The sequence below is a fragment of the Robinsoniella peoriensis genome, assembly GCF_000797495.1.
Taxonomy (GTDB): domain Bacteria; phylum Bacillota; class Clostridia; order Lachnospirales; family Lachnospiraceae; genus Robinsoniella; species Robinsoniella peoriensis.
Genome location: NZ_JTGN01000002.1, coordinates 631,233 through 654,250 on the forward strand (window position 1 = coordinate 631,233; position 23,018 = coordinate 654,250).

The 23,018-nt window shown below is 44.7% G+C and carries 17 protein-coding genes; all 17 read left to right on the plus strand.

Features of this window, described 5'->3' with window-relative positions; genetic code table 11:
- The first annotated feature begins 1 nt into the window (after window position 1).
- Entirely contained in the window at window positions 2-268 is a 267-nt protein-coding gene (gene atpE, locus QR40_RS06525) for an ATP synthase F0 subunit C (RefSeq protein WP_027295065.1), read from the plus strand.
- Window positions 269-308: 40 nt separating this feature from the next.
- The gene (gene atpF / locus QR40_RS06530; protein WP_044293950.1) at window positions 309-824 is read left to right on the plus strand and encodes a F0F1 ATP synthase subunit B; all 516 of its coding nucleotides are present in this window, start codon (window positions 309-311) and stop codon (window positions 822-824) included.
- Window positions 812-1,363, plus strand: a complete 552-nt coding sequence (gene atpH / locus QR40_RS06535) for an ATP synthase F1 subunit delta (RefSeq protein WP_027295063.1) — start codon at window positions 812-814, stop codon at window positions 1,361-1,363. The genes atpF and atpH overlap by 13 nt, the downstream gene beginning before the upstream one ends.
- An 87-nt stretch (window positions 1,364-1,450) precedes the next feature.
- Window positions 1,451-2,965: a F0F1 ATP synthase subunit alpha gene (atpA, locus tag QR40_RS06540; RefSeq protein ID WP_027295062.1), complete on the plus strand. Its 1,515-nt coding sequence runs from the start codon at window positions 1,451-1,453 to the stop codon at window positions 2,963-2,965.
- A 29-nt stretch (window positions 2,966-2,994) separates the two neighbouring features.
- Window positions 2,995-3,852 (plus strand): ATP synthase F1 subunit gamma, encoded by an 858-nt coding sequence (gene atpG / locus QR40_RS06545; protein WP_044293951.1) that lies wholly within the window; start codon window positions 2,995-2,997, stop codon window positions 3,850-3,852.
- 74 nt (window positions 3,853-3,926) lie between these two features.
- Window positions 3,927-5,318, plus strand: coding sequence for a F0F1 ATP synthase subunit beta (atpD, locus tag QR40_RS06550; RefSeq protein ID WP_027295060.1), 1,392 nt, complete (start codon window positions 3,927-3,929; stop codon window positions 5,316-5,318).
- 54 nt (window positions 5,319-5,372) lie between these two features.
- Window positions 5,373-5,780, plus strand: a complete 408-nt coding sequence (gene atpC / locus QR40_RS06555; protein ID WP_027295059.1) for an ATP synthase F1 subunit epsilon — start codon at window positions 5,373-5,375, stop codon at window positions 5,778-5,780.
- 62 nt (window positions 5,781-5,842) lie between these two features.
- A complete protein-coding gene (locus tag QR40_RS06560; RefSeq protein WP_027295058.1) occupies window positions 5,843-6,580 on the plus strand; it encodes a YwmB family TATA-box binding protein in 738 nt (245 codons plus the stop codon).
- A 119-nt stretch (window positions 6,581-6,699) separates the two neighbouring features.
- On the plus strand, window positions 6,700-8,331 hold the full coding sequence (locus QR40_RS06565; protein WP_044293953.1) for a hypothetical protein: 1,632 nt from the start codon (window positions 6,700-6,702) through the stop codon (window positions 8,329-8,331).
- A 247-nt stretch (window positions 8,332-8,578) separates the two neighbouring features.
- The gene (locus QR40_RS06570; protein ID WP_027295056.1) at window positions 8,579-9,730 is read left to right on the plus strand and encodes a class I SAM-dependent methyltransferase; all 1,152 of its coding nucleotides are present in this window, start codon (window positions 8,579-8,581) and stop codon (window positions 9,728-9,730) included.
- Window positions 9,731-9,737: 7 nt separating this feature from the next.
- Window positions 9,738-12,182 (plus strand): hypothetical protein, encoded by a 2,445-nt coding sequence (locus QR40_RS06575; protein ID WP_044293955.1) that lies wholly within the window; start codon window positions 9,738-9,740, stop codon window positions 12,180-12,182.
- Window positions 12,183-12,443: 261 nt separating this feature from the next.
- On the plus strand, window positions 12,444-13,559 hold the full coding sequence (locus QR40_RS06580; RefSeq protein WP_044293956.1) for an aminopeptidase: 1,116 nt from the start codon (window positions 12,444-12,446) through the stop codon (window positions 13,557-13,559).
- 78 nt (window positions 13,560-13,637) lie between these two features.
- A complete protein-coding gene (locus QR40_RS06585) occupies window positions 13,638-14,525 on the plus strand; it encodes an AraC family transcriptional regulator (protein WP_044293958.1) in 888 nt (295 codons plus the stop codon).
- 173 nt (window positions 14,526-14,698) lie between these two features.
- A complete protein-coding gene (locus tag QR40_RS06590) occupies window positions 14,699-16,864 on the plus strand; it encodes a glycoside hydrolase family 3 C-terminal domain-containing protein (protein WP_242858462.1) in 2,166 nt (721 codons plus the stop codon).
- Window positions 16,858-18,738 carry a sialate O-acetylesterase gene (locus tag QR40_RS06595; RefSeq protein WP_044293961.1) on the plus strand — a complete coding sequence of 627 codons (1,881 nt, stop codon included), beginning with the start codon at window positions 16,858-16,860 and terminating at the stop codon, window positions 18,736-18,738. The genes QR40_RS06590 and QR40_RS06595 overlap by 7 nt, the downstream gene beginning before the upstream one ends.
- The gene (locus QR40_RS06600; RefSeq protein ID WP_044293962.1) at window positions 18,719-22,405 is read left to right on the plus strand and encodes a glycoside hydrolase family 2 TIM barrel-domain containing protein; all 3,687 of its coding nucleotides are present in this window, start codon (window positions 18,719-18,721) and stop codon (window positions 22,403-22,405) included. Before QR40_RS06595 ends, QR40_RS06600 begins: the two co-directional genes overlap by 20 nt.
- 86 nt (window positions 22,406-22,491) lie before the next feature.
- Window positions 22,492-22,614: a hypothetical protein gene (locus tag QR40_RS32455; RefSeq protein WP_255348045.1), complete on the plus strand. Its 123-nt coding sequence runs from the start codon at window positions 22,492-22,494 to the stop codon at window positions 22,612-22,614.
- The last annotated feature ends 404 nt before the right edge of the window (window positions 22,615-23,018 follow it).

The following is a 23,018-nucleotide window of genomic DNA, read 5'->3' on the forward strand; positions in this document are numbered from 1 at the left end:
AATGAGCAATATAACAAATGAAGGTTTAATTTTAGCGTGTTCCGCAATTGGTGCGGGGTTGGCGATGATCGCCGGTGTAGGTCCTGGTATTGGACAGGGTATTGCAGCAGGTTACGGTGCAAGTGCGGTAGGAAGAAATCCGGGAGCAAAATCTGACATCACATCTACCATGCTTTTAGGACAGGCAGTTGCAGAGACAACCGGTCTTTACGGGTTGGCAATTGCATTTATTTTACTCTTTGCAAATCCGCTTCTTGGAAAGCTTTAAGAGAAATAGGTCTGAATAATAAGCGAAAGGAGGCGAAACCTTGGAACGATTATTTAATCTGGACCCGCAGTTGATTCATGACGCGGTGCTGCTTATGATCTCGATGTTTGTAATGTTTACTTTCCTGTCATATCTGCTGTTTAATCCTGCAAGAAATATGCTGAAAAAGCGTCAGGATAAGATCAAATCAGATATTGACACGGCTGCACGGGATAAAGAAGATGCGAAAAAGCTTATGGAGGAATACGACAGAAGGCTCAAAGACATCAATAAAGAAGCAGAAGAAATCCTGAGTGCTGCCAGACAAAAAGCACTGAAGAATGAAGCCAGGATCATAGAAGAGGCGAAGGAAGAGGCTGGCAGAATTATGGCCAGAGCAAATGCCCAGGTGGAAATGGAAAGAAAGAAAGCGGCAGATGATATGAAGAAAGAAATAATATCCATTGCTTCGCTTATGGCTGGTAAAGTTGTGAAGGCTTCTATCGATATGGAAGTCCAGGATTCATTAATAGAGGATACTTTAAAGGAAATAGGTGATCAGACATGGCAAAGTTAGCTTCGAAAGTATACGGCGACGCCCTGTTTGAAGTTGGACTGGAAAAGGCAAGATTAGGGGAATTAGAGGAAGAAGTTCTGGCTGTAAAGCGGATTCTTTTGGAAAATCCGGAATTTGAGCAGCTGATGCTTCATCCTAAGATTGACAATGATAATAAGATCAAAGCAATTGAGTCTGTTTTTAAGGACAGAATCTCGGACGATTGTGTGGGACTTTTAGTCATTGTTGTTACAAAGGGGCGTTACAAAGAGCTTCCCCGGATATTTGATTATTTTATTGCGAAAGTAAAGGAATATAATAAAATTGGAATTGCGCAGATTACATCCGCGGTTCCGTTAAAAGATGACTGGAAAAAGAAAATTGAGGCAAAACTGTTAGAGACAACGGACTATGTGAAAATGGAAATGAACTTTCATGTGGATGACAGTCTGATCGGCGGATTGATTATCCGGATTGGAGACCGTGTAGTGGACAGCAGTATTAGAAGTCATCTTGTGGATCTCACTGGGAAGCTTACCAAGATTTCCCTGGAAGCCTGAAATAATAGAAGTTCAGGAACAAGTGTGAAAGAAAATTCAAGAAATATTGATTTATGTAAATTGCAGGAAAGAAGGTGGCAAAGCCTCATGAATTTAAGACCAGAGGAAATTAGTTCCGTTATTAAAGAACAGATAAAAAGATATTCCTCCGAGATGGCCGTGTCTGATGTTGGAACGGTAATCCAGGTGGCCGATGGGATTGCCCGTATTCATGGTCTGGAGAATGCCATGCAGGGAGAACTTCTGGAGTTTCCGGGAGAAGTCCACGGTATGGTTCTGAACCTGGAAGAAGATAACGTAGGTGCTGTATTACTGGGAGATACCACCAGTATCAGTGAAGGCGATACTGTTAAGACAACCGGAAGAGTGGTTGAGGTTCCGGTAGGTGACGGAATGCTGGGGCGTGTTGTAAATTCCCTGGGTATGCCTATTGATGGAAAAGGTCCCATTCGGGCTGATAATTACCGGAAAATCGAACGCGTGGCTTTTGGTGTAATCGCAAGAAAATCGGTAGATACACCGCTTCAGACAGGAATTAAAGCAATTGACTCCATGGTTCCAATTGGACGTGGGCAAAGGGAGTTAATCATTGGCGACAGGCAGACCGGAAAGACGGCGATAGCATTAGATACAATCATTAATCAAAAAGGACAGGGTGTAAAATGCATCTATGTGGCAATCGGACAGAAAGCATCTACGATTGCTGGTATTGTTAAGAAACTGGAAGAATACGGAGCAATGGACTATACGACGATCGTGGCTTCAACAGCAAGTGAACTTGCGCCGCTTCAGTATATTGCTCCTTATGCAGGATGTGCAATAGGTGAAGAATGGATGGAGAAAGGTCAGGATGTATTGGTTGTTTACGATGACTTATCCAAACATGCGGCTGCTTACCGAACCCTGTCTTTACTTCTTAGAAGGCCGCCAGGCCGCGAAGCTTATCCGGGTGATGTTTTCTATCTGCATTCCAGGCTTCTGGAAAGAGCAGCCAGATTGTCGGATGAACTGGGCGGAGGTTCTTTGACGGCACTTCCGATTATTGAGACCCAGGCAGGGGATGTATCTGCCTATATACCGACAAATGTTATTTCGATTACTGACGGACAGATTTATCTGGAAACGGAAATGTTTAATGCAGGATTCCGGCCGGCAATCAATGCCGGATTATCCGTATCCCGTGTAGGTGGTGCGGCACAGATTAAGGCGATGAAGAAAATTGCATCCCCAATCCGTGTGGAACTTGCGCAATACAGAGAACTGGCAGCATTTTCCCAGTTTGGTTCAGAGCTTGACAATGACACCAGAGAGAAGCTGGCGCAGGGCGAGCGGATCAAAGAGGTGTTAAAACAACCCCAGTATAAGCCGATGCCGGTTGCATATCAGGTTATCATTATTTTTGCAGCTACCCGCAAGTATTTGTTAGATATTAATGTGGAAGAAATACTGGATTTTGAAAAAGCCCTGTTTGAGTATATCGATATTAAATATCCTGAGATTCCGGAAGAAATCCGAACGACAAAGCAGATTTCAGATGAGACGGCGGATGCACTTGTGAAAGCAATAGAAGAATGCAAAGCAGAGTTTAAAGAATCCAGATAGGATGAAAATCGTTTAGAAAGGGTGATACAATGGCTTCGATGAGAGATATTAGGCGGCGCCGGGCAGGTATAACCAGTATTCAGCAGATTACCAAGGCAATGAAGCTGGTATCCACCGTAAAGCTGCAGAAGGCAAGAGCCCATGCAGAACAGTCTAAGCCGTATTTTGAACGTATGTATGCTGTGGTTACCTCCATGCTGGCCAGGTCAGGCAAACTGGATCATCCCTATTTAAGACCCGGAAAGTCTCCGAAGAAAGCAGTGATAGTCATTACTTCAAACAGAGGACTTGCAGGCGGGTATAACTCCAATGTTACAAAGCTGGTAACAGCAGGAGCGTGGAAAAAGGAAGATCTGGAGATATATGCAATAGGGCGAAAGGGTAAGGAATCCCTTGAGAAAAAGGGATATCATATCCGGGGGGATTTCAGTGAGGTGATAAATGCGCCGATGTTTCAGGATGCCCAGGAGATCAGCAAAGAAGTGCTGGATGCTTTTGCCCGGGATGAGATTGGTGAAATCTATGTTGCCTATACCTCATTTAAGAATACCGTAGTTCATGAACCGAAACTGATGAAACTCCTTCCGATTGAATTTGCGGAGGGCGAATTATCAAGGGAAGACAGGATGGCGCTTATGAATTACGAGCCTGATGAGGACGAGGCATTAAATATAATTATTCCAAAATATGTAACAAGCATCTTATATGGATCCTTTACGGAAGCTCTGGCTAGTGAAAACGGGGCCAGAATGCAGGCAATGGATGCGGCAACAAGCAACGCAGACGAAATGATAGATAAACTGGCACTTCAGTACAACCGTGCAAGGCAGGGATCTATCACACAGGAATTAACAGAAATTATTGCCGGTGCAGAGGCGATCAGCTAGAGCGTGTTCTAATACAGGCTTTTGCCTGCAATATGCAGTAAAATATGGAAAGAAAAAGGAGTGAGAACCAGACAATGTCAGAAAAAAACAAAGGCAAAATCACTCAAATCATAGGTGCAGTATTGGATATTAAGTTTCCGGAGGGGCATCTTCCGGAAATTTATGAAGCGGTACACATTAAAAGAAACGATGGTGAAATGCTGGTAGTAGAAGTTGCACAGCATCTGGGTGATGATACGGTCAGATGTATTGCGATGGGATCTACCGATGGTTTAGTCCGTGGAATGGAGGCTGTCGCAACAGGTGCACCCATAACGGTACCGGTTGGGGAACATACACTTGGAAGAATCTTTAATGTAACCGGAGATGTAATAGACAATAAAGAACCGCCTAAGGATGTAGCGTATTTGCCGATTCACAGAAAGGCGCCGTCTTTTGAAGAACAGTCCACATCAACAGAAGTACTGGAAACCGGTATTAAAGTAGTGGATCTTCTCTGCCCATACCAAAAGGGCGGAAAGATTGGTTTGTTCGGTGGTGCCGGTGTAGGTAAAACCGTACTGATCCAGGAACTGATTCGTAATATTGCAACAGAGCATGGCGGATATTCGGTATTCACCGGTGTAGGGGAGCGTACGCGTGAAGGAAATGACCTCTATTATGAAATGACAGAATCCGGTGTTATCAATAAAACAACTATGGTGTTCGGACAGATGAATGAGCCGCCGGGAGCCAGAATGAGAGTGGGGCTTACGGGACTTACCATGGCGGAATATTTTCGTGATGAAGGCGGTAAAGATGTATTGCTCTTTATCGATAATATATTCCGTTTCACACAGGCAGGTTCAGAAGTTTCAGCGCTTCTTGGACGTATGCCTTCAGCAGTTGGTTATCAGCCCACACTTCAGACTGAGATGGGAGCCTTACAGGAGCGTATTACTTCTACAAAAAATGGTTCAATCACATCTGTACAGGCTGTTTATGTACCTGCGGATGATTTGACAGACCCGGCTCCGGCTACAACTTTTGCCCATCTGGATGCAACCACCGTATTATCCCGTTCTATCGTGGAACTGGGTATTTATCCGGCAGTTGACCCACTGGATTCTTCATCCCGTATACTGGATCCCCAGATAGTGGGAGAGGAACATTATGGGGTAGCCAGAGGCGTTCAGGAAATTCTGCAGAGATACAAGGAATTGCAGGATATTATTGCAATTTTAGGTATGGATGAGTTGTCGGAAGATGAAAAGCTGATCGTAAACCGTGCCAGAAAGATACAGAGATTCCTGTCCCAGCCGTTTTTCGTTGCCACACAGTTTACAGGGCTGGATGGAAAGTACGTGCCAATCAGTGAAACGATCCGGGGATTCAAAGAAATTCTGGATGGGAAACACGATGATATTCCGGAGAGTTATTTCTTAAATGCAGGCTCTATAGATGATGTTCTGGAGCGTGTGAAATAATAAGTTAAAAGGAAGCATTCATCAATGTCCATGTCTGGGACAGATAGGAGTTTTATGGCGGATGAAAAATTTTTTGAATTGGAGATCATTTCTCCGGACCGGATATTTTATCAGGGAAAGGCAAGTATGGTAGAACTCAATACTTCCGAAGGTGAAATTGGTGTTTATAAAAACCATATTCCGCTGACCACCATACTGGTTCCGGGAATTGTAACCATTACAGAAGCTTCCGGCAAAAAAGAAGCTGCTGTTCATGCAGGTTTTATTGAAATTTTAAAAGAAAAAATAACAATTCTTGCAGAAATTGCAGAGTGGCCGGAAGAGATTGATATAAATCGTGCAAAAGAGGCCAAGGTGCGGGCGGAAAGAAGAATACAGACCCACCCCTCGGATATAAATGTAACGCGTGCCGAAATGGCTTTGCGCAAAGCATTAATCCGAATTGAACTGGCTGGAAAATAAAAAAGAGAATAAAAACCCTCCGATTGGTGATACTTAGGTATTACGAATTGGAGGGTTTTTGTATGAAAAAAATATGGGTTGCATTTATTGTTCTTTTATGGGGCGTTGCAGGATTTCAGATCATACAGGGGAAAGAAGCAGCGGAAGAAAATAAGCTGATTGAGGTTTTCCATACAGTAGGCAGCGAACAAAAGACTAGTATGGTGGAATACTATGGAACATATGATAAAGAATATCTCCCAATTGAAGACCGGGAAGCACTTCTTCGGGAAGTGGCTTTGAAACTTGGAATTACGAAAGGTATGAAGGTAGAGCGGACATACGAAGAAAAAAGGCAGGAAGTTTCATTGACAAAAAAAGCTAAGCATGCTGTGACTACTCTGCGGTTTATCACAAATGAAGAAGGAAAAGAGACAAAACAATATATGATAGCCAGCATTGCTCTGGATAAAGATATGGAAAGTGCGCTGGCACATAAAAAGAAGCTGGAAAAAACGCTGGATGACTATACATCCCAGAGCAGAAGTTCTGCCAATGTAATCGGATCTTATGATGGTAAGCTGGATTTAGATAAGAGAAATGAAGTGGCAGACGAAATCCTTGGTGAAATGGGTGCCAAGATTGTAACTGAGCACAGGGATATGCAGCTCTATACCATTTATGCTTACACTACCTATGTATCGGATTATGTCATGCAGGAAGATCAGGCAGTGAATGTAAATATAGCCATGCGGTATAATGAAGAGGAAGATAAAACATATGTCTATGTGGCGACTCCGGTACTTGGGCTGGATTATTAGATATTTTCAAACACAAGCAGACTAATGGGTTTAAGTTAATATGATTAATTTCCCAGATAAGCTTCACTTTTTTACACAGCAGCATATATTATAGTAAATGCGTAATAAAGGAGTAGTTTATGGAGGAACATAAAAATTATCCCCATAACCAAATAGAAAATTGTCCGTGCTATCCTAATTGTGACGATATGATGCATAAGCAGGGCGGGGAACAGCCACAAAAGCCATTCTGGCCGCCTTTGCCATCACAGCCAATTCCACCGGTCTGGCCATCCATGGGGAGTGATTCAGATCGTCAGGATCCGGGAAGACCGGATCCAGGCTGGGGCAGGACACAGCCGTGGCAGCCATCCGGAAATCAGCATGGAGATCCGGGCTGGGGCGGTCAACAGCCATGGCAAAGAATGGACGATCGTCGGGATATGTACAATCCGGGAGTACGGCCGTGGCAGCCGGGGGATGATTACCAGGGCGGATTAAATGAAGACAGACACCCATGGCAGTCAGATAATGAATGGAATGAGAGATCGTATAGCAGACCACAGCCATGGTCATCCGGAAACATGGAAATGGAAAGTGCCGGACAGCCTGGTAATTCAGATGCAGACATGGGATGGGATATGGAGTCTGACCAACAGGACATGAACATGCCGGAAAATCAAATGAGACCTGATATGGAAATGCCCCAGAACTGGGGAAGTCCATGGATGGATGAATCAGATATGTACGATATTCCGGAATCCGAAATGAATGGCGATATGAATATGCCAATGCCGGAAAGTCAGCCGTGGCCGGAGATGAATATGCCAATGCCGGAAAGTCAGCCGTGGCCGGAGATGAATATGCCAATGCCGGAAAGTCAGCCGTGGCCGGAGATGAATATGCCAATGCCGGAAAGTCAGCCATGGCCGGAGATGAATATGCCAAATGGAAATACGTGGTCTGACTCAGCTATGCCGAACAACCAGGTATGGCCAAGAAGATCCATGCCAAATAGCCAGCCGTGGTCAGGAAGGCAAATGCAGCCGAACCAGGGATTTTCAGGAAATGGTATGAACAGAAATTCAGAAATGCCGGGAATTCAGGTGCGTCCGGATATGGGGAACGGAACAAACCAGATGTACCCCGACATGACAATGCCAGGCAATCAGATGTGGCCCGGTTCAAATATGGAACCGGATATGGAACAGGACATGGAATCGGACATGGAAATGCCGGGAAATCAGATGAGACCTGACATGGGAATGCCGGGAAGCCAGATGAGACCTGACATGGGAATGCCGGAAAACCAGATGAGACCAGGATATATGTACTATCCGAATGGCTCCTCAGATAGAATGCGGAGAGTAATTAATCCGGTATTCCGGAATGAAGAAATGGAAAAAGAAGAGCAGGAAACAGAACATGACCTGGAACGCTTAAAAGGCATGTATCCGGATATTGCAAAAAAAATCCAATTATTTGTAGAAGAGGCATGTGACGATCTGGAATATGCAGGAAGCCCAATGTTTGATGAACAGCCGGATAAAGTAAACATGATGAGAACGGTAAATAGTATTTATGATAAAGTAAGAGAAGATGTACCAGTAGAAGAGGAAGAAGATAAAGATGACCTCTTTGCAATGAATAAGGAAAGCAGAAGAAGATATCCGCCGGGAAAGAACTGGCTTCGTGACTTCGTAGAAGTAATGCTCTATCATGAGATGTTCCAGAGGCGCTGCAGACACCGCCATTGCCGGAGATGGTATTAAGCAATAAAAGTAATGTCGGACTGATGTAAGCGTCTGAAGATATTTAATGAAGAAACCGGTGGCTAACTTACACCGGTTTCTTAAAAGTGAGACAGCGATTGTGGTGCTAACCGCATTTATTGTCTAAAAAAGTTGCATTTAATAAAAATTTATGTTGAGGTTTTTAACTAAAGCCAGTACAATAGAGACATGGTCTATTCATGGGGAGAATCTATGGGACCTGTCTTGTCGTTAAGGGGAAATAATAATGGAAGAATTAATGAAAGTATTAGAACAATATTTAGATGAAAATATGCTGCAGGCGGTTGTAAGCGGGGCTAAAAAAGCGGACATCCCGTCAAAGATCAAAATCCGCCCGGTTTTAAATAAAGAATTATTAAAGTTTCAAACTGCAATTACAGATGGAAAAAAGGAAATACATAAAAATTTTGATAATCTAGAGATGAGAGAACAGTTAAAATCCTGGATGGAGTCTGATTATAAACAGTTACAGATGGATACAGTCGAATATGCGATTACAGTACTGGTGAGCAAAAAGGGGAAAATGACCATTAAGAAAAAAAGGTGGGACAAGCCCAAAGAACCCGTTTCTCTACAGCATAACCGTAAAAAGAAGTATGTGTTAGAGGAAGGCACGCCGATTCCATTTCTGGTGGATCTGGGGGTCATGACTCAGGAGGGGAAGATTGTAAATTCCAAATATGATAAGTTCCGGCAGATCAACCGCTTTTTGGAGTTCGTGGAGGATATTATGCCTCAGCTGGACCGTACACGAGAGGTGACGATCATAGATTTCGGGTGTGGAAAATCGTATCTTACATTTGCGATGTACTACTATCTGAAGATTCTTCAGGGGCTGGATATTCATATGATCGGTCTGGACCTGAAGGAAGATGTCATTGAAAAGTGTAATGGACTGGCAAAAGGATATGGATATGATAAATTAGAATTTTATATAGGAGATATCGCTTCTTATGAAGGCGTGGATCACGTAGACATGGTGGTAACCTTACATGCCTGCGATACAGCTACAGATTATGCCCTGGCTAAGGCTGTGAAATGGGGGGCAGAAGTTATTCTTTCCGTTCCATGCTGTCAGCATGAATTAAACGGGCAGATTCAGAATGATATACTGGAACCCGTATTAAAGTACGGATTAATTAAAGAAAGAATGGCGGCTTTGCTGACTGATGCTTTCCGTGCCGGCAGGCTGGAGGAAGAGGGTTACAATGTCCAGATTCTGGAATTTATCGATATGGAACATACGCCAAAAAATATTCTGATACGGGCTGTAAAGGCCGGTGTGCCAAAAAAAGTCAAAAATCTTGCTGAATGTATGGAATTGGTGGGGGCCAGACCGACAATAAATAAACTCTTAAATGCCAAAGAGGAGGCATGAGGCAAATATGAAAAAGATAATCATACGAATCAGCGTTTTGGTGCTGGTGTTTATAGGTGCGGTTTTTGGCATCAGTAAATATATCAACAGAGGTACAACGGAAACGGCAAAAGAAATGAAAGCAGCCACACTGCCCCTGGTCTATATGACAAATGAAGGAACGCAGCTGAATTGTCTGCATGGTTATGTACAACAGATGCCGGTAACGGCTATGAGAGATACACTGACGCCGCTGACGTCCGACCGGGTACTGGACATACAGATTCAGACCTTCGGAGTTCCCATTGATGATATTTATTTTGAGGTTCTTTCCGTAGACGGAAAAGAATCGCTGGAAAATACAAAGGTAACCAAATATCAGGAGGATGGGGAATATGTTAAAACATCCATAAAATTACAGAATCTCATTCTTATGAATCAGGAATATGTGTTAAAACTGCAGATTAAAAGTGCAGGAAAAGATATTTACTACTACACCAGGATCCTCCAGCAGGACGGACTGCATACAAAGAATTATCTGAGTTTTGTAATGAGTTTTTATGATAAATGCCTCAATAAGAATGAAAGCCAATGGCTGGCATCTTATACGGAGGAGCCGGACGGGACAGGAGATAATAGTTCCCTTGCAAGTATGAATATTCATTCCAGCATTGATCAGTTAAGCTGGGGAACCTTAAGTCCGCAGATCTATTATAAACCGGTTCCCGCGATTAAAGAATTAAATGAAAGTACGGCATCTGTGGTATTGAATTACATCATCTCTGCCAAAAATGATGATGGGCAGCAAGAGCTGTATAATGTTACCGAATTTTATAGAATGAGGGATGCAGATTCCAAAATTATGCTTCTGGACTTTGAACGGAAAACAGAGCAGATCTTTAATCCTGAAAATTCGATCATCACAACAAAAGGTGTAAATCTTGGAATTACCGGAAGAGATGTCACCTATATGACAGATGAAAAGCAGCAGTATTTTGCTTTTGTACAGGAAAATGAACTTTACAGTTACGATGTAAACAGCAATAAAGTCGCCCAGGTATTCACTTTCCGCCAAAAAGATAAGTCTGATTACCGGGATGTTTACAACCGCCATGATATCAGTATTATCCAGGTGGAATCCAATGGAAATATTTACTTTACAGTCAGCGGATATATGAACCGGGGCAGCCACGAGGGAGAGTCCGGTGTGGCGCTGTATTATTATGAAGCTGCTTCGGGATATGTCAGGGAAGGGGTATTTGTAAGCAGTGGAGAGTCCTATGAACTCTTAAAGAAAGACCTGGACATTCTGACATATGTCTCAGATGACCAGGAAGATTTTAACCTGCTGATTGATGGAGATGTCTATCAGGTAAATCTTTCTACCATGCAGGTAGAGAAGATTGTTAAGGATATTAAACAGGGATGTATGGCTGGATCCCAGTCGGGCAAATACTTTGCATGGCTGAAAGAAAATGAGGCATATGATTCCAGGACTATCATCATAATGAATATGGACACAAAAGAAACCCGTGAGATTTCCTGTCAGGATTCAGAAAGAATCCGTATTATAGGATTTATGGGCGAAGACCTGGTATACGGAGTTGCAGATGCGTCGGATATCAATACACAGCATGAAGGAAATGAACTTTTCCCAATGAAGACAATGCAGATTCAAAACAGCCAGGGAGAGACCGTTAAAGACTATACCCCGGGAGGTCTGTATATAACTAAGACAGATATAACTGAAAAGCTACTGACACTTACCAGGATGCAGAAGAACGGAGATACCTTTACCGAAGCCGCGGAAGATCATATTGTGAACAATGCCGCTGATGAAGATTCTGCATTTGGAATGACTACGCAGGTCACGGATAAGAAGCAGACGGAGATGATACTGAGAGTAGGGCAGGATCTGAAAGTAAAAACACCGCAGGTGGTAAGAAGCCGCCAGGTCGTACCGGAGGGCAATCATACAGTATCCGTAAAGGCAAAAGAGAAGAGTGAGAATCTCTATTATGTATATGCCTACGGTAAATTAGACAGCATATATGCCAATGCCAACGCAGCTATCCGAAGGGCAGATGAAATGCTTGGAGTTGTAGTGGATAACCGTCAGAAATATGTCTGGGAACGTGGTAATAAAGAAGATGAAATGGAACTGGATATTACAAAAGTCCCTGAGATTATGAAAAACGGAGAAATGGATGTGGCAAAACTGAAACAGTCCCTGAGTGATAAGACCGTTCTGGATCTAAGCGGTTGTACGCTGGAGATGGTGCTCTATTATGTGAGCCACGGTTACCCGGTACTGGTACAGACTTCGGAAGGAGTCAGAGTTATGGTTGGTTATGATAACTATAATACAATACTGCTTAAGCCCGGAGAAGAAGAGTCCTATTATTATCCGTCGGATGACAGTAAAGAGTTGTTTGAAAAGTCAGGAAATATATTTATCACCTATATTAACTGAGACAGGTAAAGGAACAATCAGCCAGTCACAAGCATATGAAATCATGAACCTGAGCGTGGAGAGTAATGGGGATTTAACAACAGGATCTGAAAATAGGAAGACGCCCTGGCTATCAGCTGGGGCGTTTCATATATTATAGAAGTAAATTCTGCTTTCCCTGAATGCAATTGCCAATATGTGGATATCCTAAAGTAAACAGAAGACAACATACAAAATGCAAAGAATGGCATAATAAGAAAACAGAAAGAGAGGTAAATAAATATGGATGAAAGAATAAAAACGCTGGCACACAACCTGGTGAACTATTCCTGTGAGGTGAAAGAAAATGACAAGGTCTACATCCACTATATCGGGGAGGATACCCAGGAGCTGGCAAGACAGATTATAAAGGAAGTCTATGCGGCAAAGGGAATTCCATTTATCCGGTTTATCAGCAATAAAGTACAACGGGATATCCTGATGGAATGTATGCAGGAACAGGTGGAGCTGATGGCAGAGGTAGATGGACTGGAAATGTCTAAAATGGACTGCTATATTGGAATCCGCGGTTCGAATAATGTATCAGAATTATCGGATGTTCCGGCAGAAAAAATGGCAATCTATGATAAATACTACAATACCCCGGTACATCATGAAATCCGTGTTAAAAAGACCAGATGGGTGGTTCTTCGTTACCCGAATGCTTCCATGGCTCAGCTATCTAATTCCAGTACGGAGGCATTTGAAGATTTTTATTTTAAAGTCTGCAATCTGGATTATGGAAAAATGGATAAGGCAATGCAAAACCTCAAATCATACATGGAACGTACAGATAAGGTCCGTATGACAGGACCGGGGACAGACCTTACCTTTTCAATTAAAGGCATGAATGCAATTCCCTGCGCAGGAAAATGTAATATACCGGACGGAGAAGTATATACGGCACCGGTCAGAGATTCTGTAAACGGGACATTGTCTTATAATACGCCGTCGCTGTATCAGGGATTTACTTATGAAAACATTGTTCTCACCTTTGAAAACGGGAAAATTATTAATGCAGTTGCAAATGATACAAAGAGGATTAACGAAGTCTTCGATATGGACGAAGGCGCAAGGTATATCGGTGAATTTGCTATAGGAGTAAATCCCTATGTTCTGGAACCAATGAAAGATATACTGTTTGATGAAAAAATAATGGGATCCATTCACTTTACCCCGGGCAGCTGCTATGACGATGCGTACAATGGCAACCATTCTTCCATCCATTGGGATCTTGTGTGGATACAGAGAGCAGAATATGGCGGCGGAGAAATCTATTTTGATGATGTATTAATCCGGAAAGACGGAAAGTTTGTGGTTCCGGAACTGGAGTGTTTAAATCCGGAAAATTTGATTTAGAGTGCTTAAAATAGGACACAGAATACTGATTCTGTGTCCATTGTATTATAGAAATAGTCAAAACAGGGAGGTGTAGTTGTGATAGAAATCTTAAATGGAATGCATGAAACCATCAATTACGGTGATTCACAGGGATTTCGCCTGTATCATAATGTGGAATTTGAAGATTATGGGGATCACTGGCATACAGGTATTGAGATTATTATTCCGGTAAAGAACGGTTATACGGTAATTGTGGGAGAGCAGCGGCAGGAACTTGAAGAAGGGGATATAGCGCTGATTAATTCCGGGGTTATCCATGCATTGGAGGCTCCCCCAACCGGGGAACGGGTCATTCTTCAATTTGATACGGCATTACTCTATGGATTAAAGGGTATGGAAACACTTTTATTTATGATGCAGCCGCTGATTTATATTCCAAACAGGAAAGATGTGGAAATTTGGCAGGTTATAAATGAGAAACTGAAGAAAATTATCTGGGAATATGATTCCAAAAGTACGTTCAGAGAGGCGCTGATTTATGCGAACCTGATTGAGATTTTTGTAGAACTGGGACGCAGGGAAGTTTATCTGATCGAGACAGCAGAAAAAATTCCTTCGGCCAAGAAGCAGGTGTACATAGAGGCTGTAATGGGAGCTTGTTCCTATATCAGCTCACATTATCTGGAAAATCTCACGCTGGAAGAAGTTGCAGAAGCAAGCGGATTTTCAAAATACCATTTTACACGCATTTTTAAGCAGTATATGAATATGACCTTTTATGAATACCTGAATTCCAAGCGGGTGAAAAGAGCAGAGGAACTGCTTTACAATCAGGAGATGAGTGTGACAGACGTGGCAATGAACTCAGGATTTTTTTCATTGAGCGCGTTCAACCGGACTTTTCGTGCAATGAAAAACTGTGCGCCCAGCGAGTTTCGTAAGAAATGGGAATGCCTTCAGTGTAAAGGCAAGGAAGACTCCTAAAGCAATATGTGGTGAGAATGGGGCAAGATTTGAGAAGAAATAGTTTGTGCAAAATGCTATCATCGAATTAAACGACAAATCAATATCTATTAAAATATAATCATTCCGGCTCTGTTTTACTGTTATTTACAGAGCTTCGGGATAACCAGAAAAATAGAAAAGAGGATAGCATGATGAGAGCAGAAAAAGTATTAGAATGCCGCAGACGGGCAAAAGAGCTGGTAGGGAAAATGACGCTGGAGGAAAAGGTTTCCCAGACGGTACACAGTGCTGCAGGGATTGAACGGCTGGGGATAAAAGCATATAACTGGTGGAACGAGGCGCTTCACGGGGTGGCAAGAGCCGGGGTTGCAACGGTTTTTCCTCAGGCAGTCGGAATGGCTGCATCCTTTGACGAAGAGCTTGTCTGGGAGGTGGCGGATGCCATTTCTACAGAAGGACGTGCTAAGTACAATATGCAGCAGGAATTTGGCGATCTGGATATCTATAAAGGGCTAACTTTTTGGGCACCTAATGTAAATATTTTCCGTGACCCCAGGTGGGGCAGGGGGCATGAGACATTCGGGGAAGATCCTTATCTGACTTCCAGACTGGGAGTGCGCTTTATAGAAGGACTGCAGGGGGATGACAGCCAATATATGAAAACTGCCGCCTGTGCAAAGCATTTTGCGGTCCATTCCGGTCCGGAGGATGAGCGTCACTCGTTTGATGCAAAGGTTAATGCCCGGGATTTATTTGAAACTTATCTTCCTGCTTTTGAGGCATGTGTCAAGGAGGGAAAAGTGGAAGCAGTCATGGGCGCGTATAACAGGACAAATGGGGAACCATGCTGCGGAAGCCGTACATTGCTGACTGAGATTCTGAGAAAAGGCTGGGGATTTGAAGGTCATGTGACGTCAGACTGCTGGGCAGTAAAAGATTTCCACGAATATCATAAGGTAACCTCATCCGCTTTAGAATCAGCAGCCATGGCAATGGAGAACGGATGTGATCTAAACTGCGGCAGCCTGTATCTGTACCTGACGGAGGCAGTTAAACGGGGGATGGTCAGTGAAGAGCGTCTGGATGAGGCAGTTACAAATCTGCTGAGTGCCCGGATGAAACTGGGATTATTTGATGAGGCAGCAACAGTATACAGTGGAATTACATATGAAGAAAATGATACTGCCGTGCATGGCAGGCTAAACTTCGAGGCTTCCAGAAAGTCCTTTGTACTGTTGAAAAATGAAGGGAATCTGCTGCCATTGGATAAAAATAAAATAAAGACAATCGGCATCATTGGACCCAATGCCAACAACAGAAAAGCACTGGTGGGAAATTATGAGGGGACAGCATCCCGGTATTATACTATTTCCGAGGGAATACAGGATTATGTTGGTGATGATATAAGGGTTCTGTATTCCGAGGGATGTCACCTGTGTAAAACCCGTTTAAGCGGACTGGGGCAGGAGAATGACCGTCTGGCAGAAGTACGGGCGGTCTGTGCCCACAGTGATGTGGTAGTTGCCTGCCTGGGGCTGGATTCCAGCCTGGAAGGAGAAGAGGGAGACGAAGGAAATGAATATGCAAGCGGAGATAAGCCGGATCTTGCTCTTCCTGGACTTCAGCAGGATATATTAAGAACTGCATGGGAGAGCGGGAAGCCGGTAGTTCTGGTACTTCTGTCCGGCAGCGCGCTGGCAGTTTCCTGGGCAGATGAGCATATCCCTGCCATTATAGAAGGATGGTATCCAGGTGCTATGGGCGGAAAAGCCATGGCAAGCGTGATCTTTGGGGATTATTCGCCGGAAGGGAAACTGCCTGTAACATTCTACCGCACGACAGAAGAACTTCCTGATTTCAGGGATTATTCTATGGAGGGAAGAACTTACCGCTATATGAAGCAAAAAGCTTTGTATCCATTTGGTTATGGACTTTCCTACACTGATTTTGCTGTAACGAAAGCTGCAGTCAGCCAGGATACAGTTCAAAAGGGTACCATGGTTACGGTCACTGCCGTGCTGACGAATCAGGGAAAAATGGGCGGTGCAGAAACCCTGCAGGTATACATAAAGGCGAAACGTCCGGGAACGCCTAATGCCCAGCTTAAGGCGCTGAAGAAAGTAGAGCTGAAGCCGGGAGAATCAAAGGAAATCCGTATGGAACTTGCCGACAGGGTATTTGGCATTCGTGATGATAAAGGAGATCTCATATTAGGCGAGGGCAGTTATGAAATATATGTAGGAACCCAGCAGCCGGATGCGCGCAGCAGTGAATTGACGGGAAAACATCCGGTGTGCCTGGAGATAAAGGCTGATAAAACGGAACTGCTGGAAAAGGCGTGTGCAGCTGTATGTTAGAGCCTTCCATATTGTTTGGTGATGGCTGCGTCCTCCAACAGGGCGGAGAAACCAGAGTCTGGGGAACCGGCAGCCCGGGTATGGAAGTTGTGGTGGAACTGCAGAGCCAGACAAGAAGAGCAAAAGCCGGGGCCTCTGGGAGATGGGAGGTATATCTGTGCAACCTGACGCCGGGCGGTCCGTTCCGGATGAAAATAGAAAATGATGCCGGAGAGATGAGAATCATTTCAGATGTCTATGTAGGTGAGGTATGGATCTGTTCCGGGCAGTCTAATATGCAGCTGACCATGCAGAGGGTTAAGGACTGCTATCCAAAAGAAATGATAAAGAAAAATTCCTGGATACGGCATTTTAAAGTAGCGGAGCATTATGATTTCAGCCATACCCTGACCGATTGTGCAGCAGGGGAATGGAAAGAGAGTCATCCGGATAATACCGGCGAATTTTCAGCACTGTGTTACTTTTTTGGGCAGTATCTGCAAAAGGTTAGAGAAGTTCCGGTTGGACTGATCAATGTAAGCGTGGGAGGTTCCAGAATTGAGGCGTGGATGAGTATGGAATCCCTCAATGGATATGAAGATATCTTAACGGAAGCCAGGCAGCTGGCAGACGTGGATGCAGTACAGAAATTTCTGCAGAATCAGGATGATTCCATGATCCAGTGGCTTTCCCAGGCAGCGGCGCCAACCGGCGGGCAGCCGGAAGGTGACTGGAAAAACATTCAGATTCCGGGGTATTTGTCCGATGCCGGACTTTCTGATTTTTGCGGCAGCATCTGGCTGCGGCGTAATTTTACCGTACCGGAAGCTATGTGGGGGCAGCCTGCAAATCTGTGGCTTGGCACTATGACTGACAGTGACAGGACTTATATCAATGGGACTTTTACCGGTGAGACAGGTTATCAGTATCCTCCCAGAAAATATACAGTGCCTGCAGGTGTGCTGCGAAAAGGGGAAAATAATATCTGCATTCATCTGATCTGTAATGATGGGCGCGGACGGGTGACACCCGGAAAGGATCTCTGCATTTTTCTGGGAACTGAGAGGGTTGACTTAAGCGGCAGTTGGGAGTACCGGATACACAAAACGATGAAGAAGGCTCCGGAGATGGATTTTTTATGCCGTAAAGCCGGGGGATTGTACCAGGGAATGCTGGCACCCTGCCAGAAATATACGGTAAGAGGAGTGCTCTGGTATCAGGGGGAATCCAATGATAAAGCACCCGGAGATTACGAAGAACTGTTAAAGAGAATGATTTTGTCTTGGAGGAAAAGCTGGAATCAGAAGAAATTGCCGTTTGTTGTAGTACAGCTTCCAGGGTTTTCCATCGATCTTCCTGAGGAAAACAGCGGATGGCCTGAGATAAGGGAAGCCCAAAGCAAAGCGGCAGAAGCTATCCCTGATACCGCAGTGACTGTAAACCTGGATCTGGGGGAGGATAATGACCTTCATCCATCGGATAAAAAGGAAGTGGCTTTTCGTGCCGTACAGGCAGCAAGGTGCATGGTATATGGAGAAAATATAACTTTTAAAGGGCCGGTGCCAAGAAGCTGGTCTTGTGACAAGGCTGAGGTGAAAATCACCTTTGATGTGGGGGATGATGGAATTCTGATGACGAAAGACGGACAGAATCCCGGTGAGTTCTGTCTGGCTGGAAAGGACATGAGGTTTTATCCGGCTGTATGTGAACTGTATGGTAATCAGGCGGTTCTGAAAAGCGAAGCAGTCCGGGAAGCGGTGTCAGTCCGATATGCCTGGGGGAATGCGCCCAGGCAGGGGCTGATCTGTAATAAATCCGGAATTTTGGCAGCACCATTTCGGTTGGATAAAAGGAGTTTTGGCAGAGGAGAAGGCAATGGGGAAACAAGCTTATAAACAGATACAGAATACATACGGTACGCATCTTTATAACAATGGCTGGGAGTTTGTAAAACTCCCCATATCTGTCACAATAGATTCATTTGATGAGCAGCAGCCAATATTTACAATGATATCAATACCACATGACTGGCTGATCTGGCAGGCGGACAATCTGTATGAGGATGGTAGCGGGTGGTATCGGAAATATCAGGATTGGCAGCGGGAAGAGGATATGCGTCTGGTGCTGCGCTTTGAAGGTGTCTATATGGACAGCACCATTTACATTAACCGTGAAAAGGCTGCAGAATGGAAATATGGTTACTCTACCTTTGAGGTGGATATTACAGCCTATTTGAAAGAAGGGCAGAATGAGATTCTGGTCCGCGTGGCACACCAGGCTCCAAACAGCAGGTGGTACTCCGGGGCAGGCATATATAGGGATGTATGGCTGAAAGTACAGCATCAGTCATACCTTATATCTGATGGCAGCTACATCACAGTAAAGAAGCAGGAAAATCAGGAGTGGCAGATTGACATCCGGACAGAATTATGTGTCAGTGCGAAAGAAAAAGCCGGAGTAGAAGCCGGAATAGAAGGCGGAGTAGAAGGCGGAGTAGAAGCCGGAATAGAAGCTGGAATAGAAGGCGGAGTAGAAGCTGGAATAGAAGGCGGAGTAGAAGCCGGAATAGAAGCTGGAATAGAAGCCGGAGAAGAAGCGGAAAAAGATGCTAAAATGGAAGAAGAAAATTCTGAAACTGCATTCCGGGTGGAATATGAACTCTGGGATATGCAGACAGGAAAACGGACAGCGTTTGCCAGTGGAGAAGAAAGGGTATCGGCAAAGCCCCAGGAAAGGGAAGGCTTCTGGCTGGCGTCCGTAAGTGAGAGGGTATGGAATCCCGGTATCTGGGATGTGAAATCACCTGTCCGTTACAGGATCAGAGTTCTGCTTATGGCAGATGGGAAACTGTGGCAGGAGGAGTTTTACACCATAGGATTCAGATCTATAGCATTTTCACCCGAATCAGGGTTTCTGCTTAACAATAGAAAATTAAAGTTAAACGGTGTATGTGAACATCATGACCTGGGATGTCTGGGTGCGGCATATCATTCTGGTGCAATGCGGCGGAAGATGGAAATTTTGCGTGAGATGGGGGTAAATGCCCTCCGCCTGACCCACAATATGCCGGCTCCCGATGTAATGGAACTTGCAGATGAATATGGAATGCTTGTAGTTTCAGAGGCATTTGATATGTGGGAACGTTCGAAAACACCTTTCGATTACGCACGTTTTTTCCCGGAGTGGTATGATAAGGATGTGGCAAGCTGGGTTCGCCGCGACAGGAACCATCCCAGTCTGATCATGTGGAGCATCGGCAATGAAATATATGACACCCATATCAGTGAAAGAGGGCAGGAACTAACCCGGGTATTGTGTGGGGAGGTGAGGAAGCATGATCCCCTCGGCAATGCCTGCATCACCATCGGATCTAATTATATGCCCTGGGAAAATGCAAAGAAGTGTGCAGATATTATCAAGCTTGCAGGCTACAATTATGCAGAAAAATACTATGATGCCCATCATCTTGAACATCCTGACTGGATCATCTATGGAAGTGAGACTGCCTCAACCGTCCAGAGCAGGGGGGTATATCATTTTCCATACAGCAGGTCTGTCCTTGCGGATGCTGACAGTCAGTGCTCAGCCCTGGGGAATTCCACTACCAGCTGGGGTGCCCCGTCCTCTGAGAGCTGTATTATTGCAGAACGGGACCATGAGTTCTCCTGTGGTCAATTCCTATGGACGGGTTTTGACTATATTGGAGAACCGACGCCCTATCATACGAGAAATTCTTATTTCGGGCAGGTAGATACGGCAGGTTTTCCAAAGGATTCTTATTACATCTATCAGGCGGAGTGGACAGATTATAAGGAAAGGCCAATGGTTCATTTATTTCCATATTGGGATTTTAATGAAGGTCAGCTGATCGATATCCGTGTCTGTTCAAATGCGCCGAAGGTAGCATTATTTCTCAATGGGGAGTGTCTGGGAAGCCATGAAATTGATCATAAAAACGGCAGAAATCTGCTGGGGCACTGGCAGATCCCATATACACCGGGGGAATTAAAAGCCTGCGCCTATGACTGCAAGGGCAGCGTGATCGCAGTTCAGACCCGCCATTCTTTTGGTGAAGCGGCAGCAGTTGTGATGAGAAGCAGCTGCACGCGGTTAGACAGGCAGGGACTGGCATTTATCGAGATATCCGCAGAAGATACAGATGGAAACCCGGTGGAAAATGCGTCAAACCGGATATTTGTCAGGGTGTTGGGACCGGGATATCTTGTGGGCCTGGATAATGGAGACAGCACAGATACCGATGGGTATAAGACCAATTCCAAAAAACTGTTTAACGGAAAACTTTTGGCTGTGGCCGCACCGGGAATGGGAAGGGGAAGTGTGATTGTTGAAGCCGTGTCCTCCGGGCTGGCCGGAGCCAGGATTGAGATTCCAACAGATGATTTGTATGAGCAGGAAGGTATGGAAAAGAAAACCTTTGGAATAGAAATGGAAGAAATGAGAGCGGAAGCTGCCGAAGATATACCGGTTCGCGCAGTCAGGCTGTTTTGCCCGGAGGGAACCAGATTAAATGAAGCGCATCGGGAAGTAGCAGTGTCAGCAGTTATTTATCCGCCGGGTGCCAGTGACCGCAATGTGGTGTGGTGTGCAGTGGATGATGGTGGTATCCCGTCTTCTCTGGCGGAAGTAAAAGCAGATGGCACGCAGGCTAGGGTAACGGCGAAAAGTGACGGGAATTTCCGGCTGCGCTGTATGTCCGAAAGTGGAAGCGGTCAGATAAGAATCATCTCAGAATTGAACTTTGAAGTGTGCGGTTTGGGTAAAGCCTGGCTTGACCCCTATCGTATGATTTCCGGCGGGCTGTATGATTATAGCAGGGGAGCAGTGGGAAATGGCAACGAACATGGAGTTGCTACAGCCAGAGATGGAGAGACTCAGATTGGCTTCCACGGTATAGATTTTGGAGAATTTGGATCAGATGAGATCACACTGCCAATATTTGCCCTCACAGATGAAGAATATCCGATACAGATCTGGGAGGGGATGCCGGGAGAAGCGGGCAGCAGCCTTGTGGGAGAAGTCATCTACCGAAAACCATCTGTCTGGAATGTTTACCAGGAGGAAACTTATCACCTGAACCGGAGGCTTCAAGGAGTGACCGGCATCTGCTTTGTTGTCCATCAGAAAATACATCTGAAAGGATTTTATTTTAAGCGCCTGAAAAAGGCATATCAAAGGCTGAAAGCCGTAGAATGCACAAGCGTATACGGGGATAGCTTTCAAAGGACAGACAGCGGAATTAAGCATATTGGTAACAATGTGACCATTCAGTTTGACCAGATGGATCTGGGGGAACCTGAAGCATTAAAACTAATTATCTGCGGATATACACCATTGGAGAAGAATGCCATTCAGCTTCGGTTTGCTTCAGGTGAGGGAGAATATGTACAGCTTCTGGAATTTGAACACAGAGATCAGGTTTCACAACAGGAGTTCCAGGTGGAAAACAGAAAAGGATACCAGTCTCTGAGCTTTGTTTTTCTGCCCGGCAGTGACTTTGATTTTTGCTGGTTCCAATTTATTGGAAGCACAAATCCCGGTTAAATATCATATGGTGTATGTTTGGTATAAGCAGATAGTTTATCTTAAATTTGGGTTTCGCTGATTAAGACGCTTTGTAGATGTAGGTAGTGTACGGAAAGATGGGTGTGGGAAACTGGCATGGGCTCCGTCAGCTGGCCGCAGAACTGGTATTTTCTAACCTTTCCGAAGCGCTTTTTGGCGGCACGCGGGTATTCACCGAGAAATCCTGATGCATTTCTCGGTTCAGTACCCGCTTAGTATCCGATGGGAGCCAGTCGAATACTATCCGCCAAAAAACACTTCGAAAAGGTAAGTAAATACTCAGCTCTGCTCTACGCTTCCTCCGCCCATACCAGTTTCCCACACCCATCTTTCCGAGATAGCATTCGTTGATACAAAGCTGGTTTTCTCAGCAGGGTTGGCCCCCTGGGCTGTGGCCGGCTATTCTTTATTAGATGCTGCGCAGTATGTTTCGGCTGTTTGCGTAAAAGAAGATGGAAGTTTGCTCCTTTTTCTGGTTACAGAATGAAATACAAATTCAGTTTTCAAGATCAGTTGCTTTACGCCAGTCGCGTCCGGCATGCCACACCCCCGGGGTCCCATCATTCTGAGAAAACCAGCTTTGTATCAACGA

Excerpts from the sequence above, each read along its gene's own strand:
- QR40_RS06600 (WP_044293962.1), top strand. The coding sequence starts at position 18,719 with ATGGGGAAACAAGCTTATAAACAGATACAGAATACATACGGTACGCAT.
- atpC (WP_027295059.1), top strand. The coding sequence starts at position 5,373 with ATGGCGGATGAAAAATTTTTTGAATTGGAGATCATTTCTCCGGACCGG.
- atpE (WP_027295065.1), top strand. The coding sequence starts at position 2 with ATGAGCAATATAACAAATGAAGGTTTAATTTTAGCGTGTTCCGCAATT.
- QR40_RS06570 (WP_027295056.1), top strand. The coding sequence starts at position 8,579 with ATGGAAGAATTAATGAAAGTATTAGAACAATATTTAGATGAAAATATG.
- QR40_RS06560 (WP_027295058.1), top strand. The coding sequence starts at position 5,843 with ATGAAAAAAATATGGGTTGCATTTATTGTTCTTTTATGGGGCGTTGCA.
- QR40_RS06565 (WP_044293953.1), top strand. The coding sequence starts at position 6,700 with ATGGAGGAACATAAAAATTATCCCCATAACCAAATAGAAAATTGTCCG.
- QR40_RS06580 (WP_044293956.1), top strand. The coding sequence starts at position 12,444 with ATGGATGAAAGAATAAAAACGCTGGCACACAACCTGGTGAACTATTCC.
- atpH (WP_027295063.1), top strand. The coding sequence starts at position 812 with ATGGCAAAGTTAGCTTCGAAAGTATACGGCGACGCCCTGTTTGAAGTT.
- atpD (WP_027295060.1), top strand. The coding sequence starts at position 3,927 with ATGTCAGAAAAAAACAAAGGCAAAATCACTCAAATCATAGGTGCAGTA.
- QR40_RS06590 (WP_242858462.1), top strand. The coding sequence starts at position 14,699 with ATGAGAGCAGAAAAAGTATTAGAATGCCGCAGACGGGCAAAAGAGCTG.
- atpA (WP_027295062.1), top strand. The coding sequence starts at position 1,451 with ATGAATTTAAGACCAGAGGAAATTAGTTCCGTTATTAAAGAACAGATA.
- QR40_RS06595 (WP_044293961.1), top strand. The coding sequence starts at position 16,858 with ATGTTAGAGCCTTCCATATTGTTTGGTGATGGCTGCGTCCTCCAACAG.
- atpG (WP_044293951.1), top strand. The coding sequence starts at position 2,995 with ATGGCTTCGATGAGAGATATTAGGCGGCGCCGGGCAGGTATAACCAGT.
- QR40_RS06575 (WP_044293955.1), top strand. The coding sequence starts at position 9,738 with ATGAAAAAGATAATCATACGAATCAGCGTTTTGGTGCTGGTGTTTATA.